The 4,179-nt window shown below is 48.7% G+C and carries 5 protein-coding genes and 1 riboswitch; all 5 genes read left to right on the top strand.

The features are described from left to right. Nucleotides 1-65 precede the first annotated feature (65 nt). On the top strand, nt 66-863 hold the full coding sequence (locus VB081_RS08650; RefSeq protein ID WP_323400423.1) for a hypothetical protein: 798 nt from the start codon (nt 66-68) through the stop codon (nt 861-863). Nucleotides 864-939: 76 nt separating this feature from the next. Then, nucleotides 940-1,392, top strand: coding sequence for a hypothetical protein (locus VB081_RS08645; RefSeq protein WP_323400422.1), 453 nt, complete (start codon nt 940-942; stop codon nt 1,390-1,392). A 46-nt stretch (nt 1,393-1,438) separates the two neighbouring features. Further along, the gene (locus VB081_RS08640; protein ID WP_323400421.1) at nt 1,439-2,689 is read left to right on the top strand and encodes a hypothetical protein; all 1,251 of its coding nucleotides are present in this window, start codon (nt 1,439-1,441) and stop codon (nt 2,687-2,689) included. A gap of 48 nt (nt 2,690-2,737) precedes the next feature. Then, the gene (locus VB081_RS08635) at nt 2,738-3,313 is read left to right on the top strand and encodes a hypothetical protein (RefSeq protein WP_323400420.1); all 576 of its coding nucleotides are present in this window, start codon (nt 2,738-2,740) and stop codon (nt 3,311-3,313) included. After that, on the top strand, nt 3,310-3,741 hold the full coding sequence (locus VB081_RS08630) for a hypothetical protein (protein WP_323400419.1): 432 nt from the start codon (nt 3,310-3,312) through the stop codon (nt 3,739-3,741). Before VB081_RS08635 ends, VB081_RS08630 begins: the two co-directional genes overlap by 4 nt. Further along, nucleotides 3,742-3,849: riboswitch (cyclic di-GMP riboswitch) on the top strand. It begins immediately after the preceding gene. Nucleotides 3,850-4,179 lie beyond the last annotated feature (330 nt).

Raw genomic sequence — 4,179 nt, 5'->3', positions numbered from 1 at the left:
AAAGCGAAGCTCTGTGATGGGATACGAAATGCCTGCGTAGAAAATATTGAACAGGAGGACAATCAATGAAACGACCATTTTTTATCGGATTGATATTGATCCTATGCCTGTCGCTGTGTTCATGCGGTTCAACAGGTATCATTGAAAACGAACCGACTGCGTCGATAACGGAACAGCCCGCGCAACCGAGCGCAGCCTTACAGACCGAAGAATCAAATCCCGGAGTTTCGTTCCCCTTTGAAGACGATGAAGGGCGCACACGCTACCGTTTGGTGATAAACGGCACAGAGGTCGAGACGGAAAACTACCCCTTTACACTCCCGGATGAGCCAAACGGCGGCTATTATCCGATTGAGGACGTGCTGAACTGTTTTGGCGTGGCCTGCCTGACAAATGAAGATAAGAGCGCCTGTGCAACGGTAATTAACAATGCTCTCATTAAGGTATTCGCAGATTCGCCTACGCTGACCTACGGCAGCAAGACAATTTCTGCCGTGGACACCAAAGTTGTTCCTGTTGTGGTTGACGGGGCTTTATATGTCCCCAGTTTCTTCCTGATGCAGCTTTCAGACAGCAGTATTGTGGATTTCAGCGATGACCGAAGCGCGGCGACCCTGGAAACTGATATCGTCGTGGATGCATCAATATCGGGGCTTGTCGGCGTTGATGTCAGCGTGCTTGAACAGGGCGGCTCCAGTCAGGTAATAACCGAAGGAGAACACCGTTGCTCGAAGTGCGGCGGAGCCGGTGGGTATAACGAGCAGTATTTTGATCAGGTTATGGTCAATGGACGGTGGCAGCAAATACCCAAGAGCCGTTGGACACATTGCCCGGTTTGCGGCGGCAGTGGCACGGTAAACTGACCAAGAAGCGTTGTGAAAGTTATCGGTATCCAAGGCGTCTATACGTTAAGCGGTGAACTTTGGAAGGTGAATGCGTATGTGGCAGTGTTTATTCAAAGGGCTTGATTGGGATAGCCGGATTGAGGCGCATCAGCTTAAAATTGTGCAACGGACAAAAAGAGATATCCGGCTTTTTCAGTTATGGAAGAAAAGCCCCTATATCGAGGTGCGTATTGCGGCCATTTATAAACTGAAAAATCAAGAAATGCTCTCCCGCATCGCTCAGACAGAACATGTAGACGAGCTGCGTTATGAGGCCGTAAGAAAGCTGACGGATAAAACCCTGCTTGCCAAAATCGCAATTGAGGATGTGAGCGATTATATTCGGTACATTGCACATCGTAAGTATGCCTGCCGTAAGGGGGACAAATTGTGGGACGCCTCCGAAATGGATGCGGACGCGGAAAAAGTGATCTCTGCGATTATGGAACGTAATACCCATCTGCACTTTCTCGCAAAAGGTCAGAGAATTGATGAGGAATGGTGGTGAACCGCCGCCCGAACAGCGAAAGTATCGGTAAAGGTTGGTCAATAAGATGAGTACAATAAAAGAGATTTCAATTCGATGTGCCGTTTGTGGCATAGAAAGCAAACAGGCTATATTGACCTCATACAGCCTGTTCGGTGAGTCTGACTTGGATTTTCGTCCAGCTCCGATGCTGCGCTCAACGATGAAATATTGGTTGATGGAGTGTCCAAACTGCGGGTATGTGGTAAAAAATCTACGCATATGGCCATGTGCCGCCAAAGAAACCCTGCGTCATATTTATAGCGGGGTGGATGCAAGTCTGCCTTTTTTCGCACATGCCTTTCATAAACGGGCGCTGTATTGCGAACATGTCCGGGACGCTACCGGCGCGTTGCGTGCCTATCTTTGCGCGGCATGGGCCTGTGACGATGCGGAGGATGAGATTCACGCTATGGCCATGCGGCTCAAATGCCTGGAACTGGCACAGAAAAAGCTGCACTGCTGCCGCCGCAGTAAATGGCGCAAGCACATGCAGCTCATTGCTGACCTGCTGCGCCGAACTCAGAATATATCGGCCCTGCGCAATATGGACACGAATGACCGTCGGCTTGATTATATGACACGCGAGCTGTTGATTTATCAAAAGGCTCTTGCGGAAAAACATGATTTTTCAGCGCATAACCGAGCCGAGATCGACTTGGAGCCATTTGATGATTTTAATGAAAGGAAGTCCAGTGACGGCCCTGATCCGTCCTACGAACTTGAAACAGATCTGGCACAGGCATTGTCCGTGCATCCAGAGGATCGTACAGAAGCATTGGAAAGGCTTGATTTCCTGCGTCCACATGAACTGAATCTACCGTACCATGCGTATGACGCAGTGCTGCGGCAGCATCGGGGCTTGCCTGTAAGCACAGATAATCCATATGATGTCGAAGACATTGCCACGGTTGTAAACAGCGAGTTTCTCGATATGATGGAAACCTTTGCGGTGCCGCATAGTATGGCGCGTGAGCGGGTTACGCTTCAAAACAAAACTTGCATGGCTATACTGTATCAGCTTTATACTAGTCCGTATCTTGATCAAGAATGGAAGAATTATGCCAATGCGCAGGAACGGTTATACCTGATGCGTATCGACGATTTGTTTTCCGATGATAGCTATCTGGTCGGATTGATCGAATGTAAAATACAAGGAGAAAAATGTTTTCTAGGTCAGCGGAACCATTTCCGCCGTCATCCACGCCGGTTACTTAGAAGGATATCGGGAAGAACTGTGTACAGGCGGCACCAATTCCGGCACGTACTACGTTTATGAGTGGAAGCAGATCTCCTGATTGAGTGTCTGAGCGGACAAGGGGTGAGAATGATGAGCGATATACAGGAAGCGGTTCGCTGGGAAATCAGCGTACCCATATTTAAGAATACGGTTATTTTGAAACAGCTCGGGCTTGCCATCGGTATCCCCTTCGGTTTGGTCGCTCTTGTCATTGTACTTGTATCAGGGAGAAGCCGGGATACCCTGTATGCGCTCGGGTTCATCGCCGCGCTGCTGATCCTGACATGGCTTTTTGTCATGGCGTTCTACAGGGGCAAATACGAGGCGGAGTTCGTACTGGACGGGAAATGCGTCCTCTGCCGGACGCAAGCAAAGCAGGCAAGAAAGAACCGGATCGTCAACACTTTGACCGTGATGCTGAGCCTGCTTTCCGGCAAGACCGCCGCCGCAGGCGCGGGGATGCTGGCGCAATCACGGCAAGAAGTTTCTCTCCGGTGGAACCGCATCACAAAGGTGAAATACAAACCCAAAAGCTGCACCATCCTTTTGCGGGGTGGCTGGACGGAACAGATTGCGCTGTTTTGCACAGGTGAAAATTATGAGCAGGTTGAATCTTTTGTGCGCCGGAATATACCGCTTCCTAAGAAGGGAGACGACAGATGAAAAGAAAGCTCTTGCCAAGGATTTTCATTACACTATTGGGAGCGGCGCTCATCCTTTGGGGAGCTGGCAAAATTGCGCTAGGTATCATCGGTGAGCCGGAGAAAGCCGTTATAACCCATATTCGACGTGAAGGCGGGGAACTAACCGACATCAAGCCTGGCCGATACACTTACAACATCAGCTACACCTTTACGCTGCCCGATGGCAAAGAAATAAATGGATTCACAAAGCAAATTGGGGATGGAGTATATCTAAAGGCAGATGGCACATCAACCGTGCAGATACGATATTTACCTGGCTTTCCGTATTTCAGCGCACTGGAGAAGGAAGTTGGAATGGGTGTCGGCCCGCTTGTTCTGATTGTAGCTGGGGGTGTTTTGGTTTTTTTGATGGTTAGACCTACAAAGGTAGATAACGGACACAAATAAATAAGCCAAGGGCAAACCCGGCAAAAGCCGGGGACGCAAAGCCGAGGATCTAAGGCCGTAGACGATTTATTTTCTAATAATAGCTATCTGGTCGGACTGATTGACCCAAGAACACTTGATAAGCCCAAATAGCCTTGCCGAATTCTCTGCGGTCTGCATACATCATTATATTGAAACGCCAAAGTGTAAATCCACGCTTTGGCGTTTTTTCATCTGAAAGTATTTTTCTCAGGTAAGATGAACATATAAAAACGATTATTAAAACTACTCATAAGGAGGAACGCCTCATGATTTATCTTACAGGAGATATTCACGCTTCCCATGGTATTGAAAGGCTTTCGGATAAAGGCTTCCCCGAACAAAATGGGCTTACAAAATCCGATTACGTGATTATTTGCGGCGATTTTGGGTGTGTGTGGGATGGCGGCAAGCAAGATC

Origin of the sequence: Christensenella sp., from assembly GCF_034927525.1 — a bacterium.
GTDB lineage: Bacteria > Bacillota > Clostridia > Christensenellales > Christensenellaceae > Christensenella.
The sequence above is the reverse complement of the archived record's forward strand: the minus strand, read 5'-3'. Positions and strand labels throughout refer to the sequence as shown.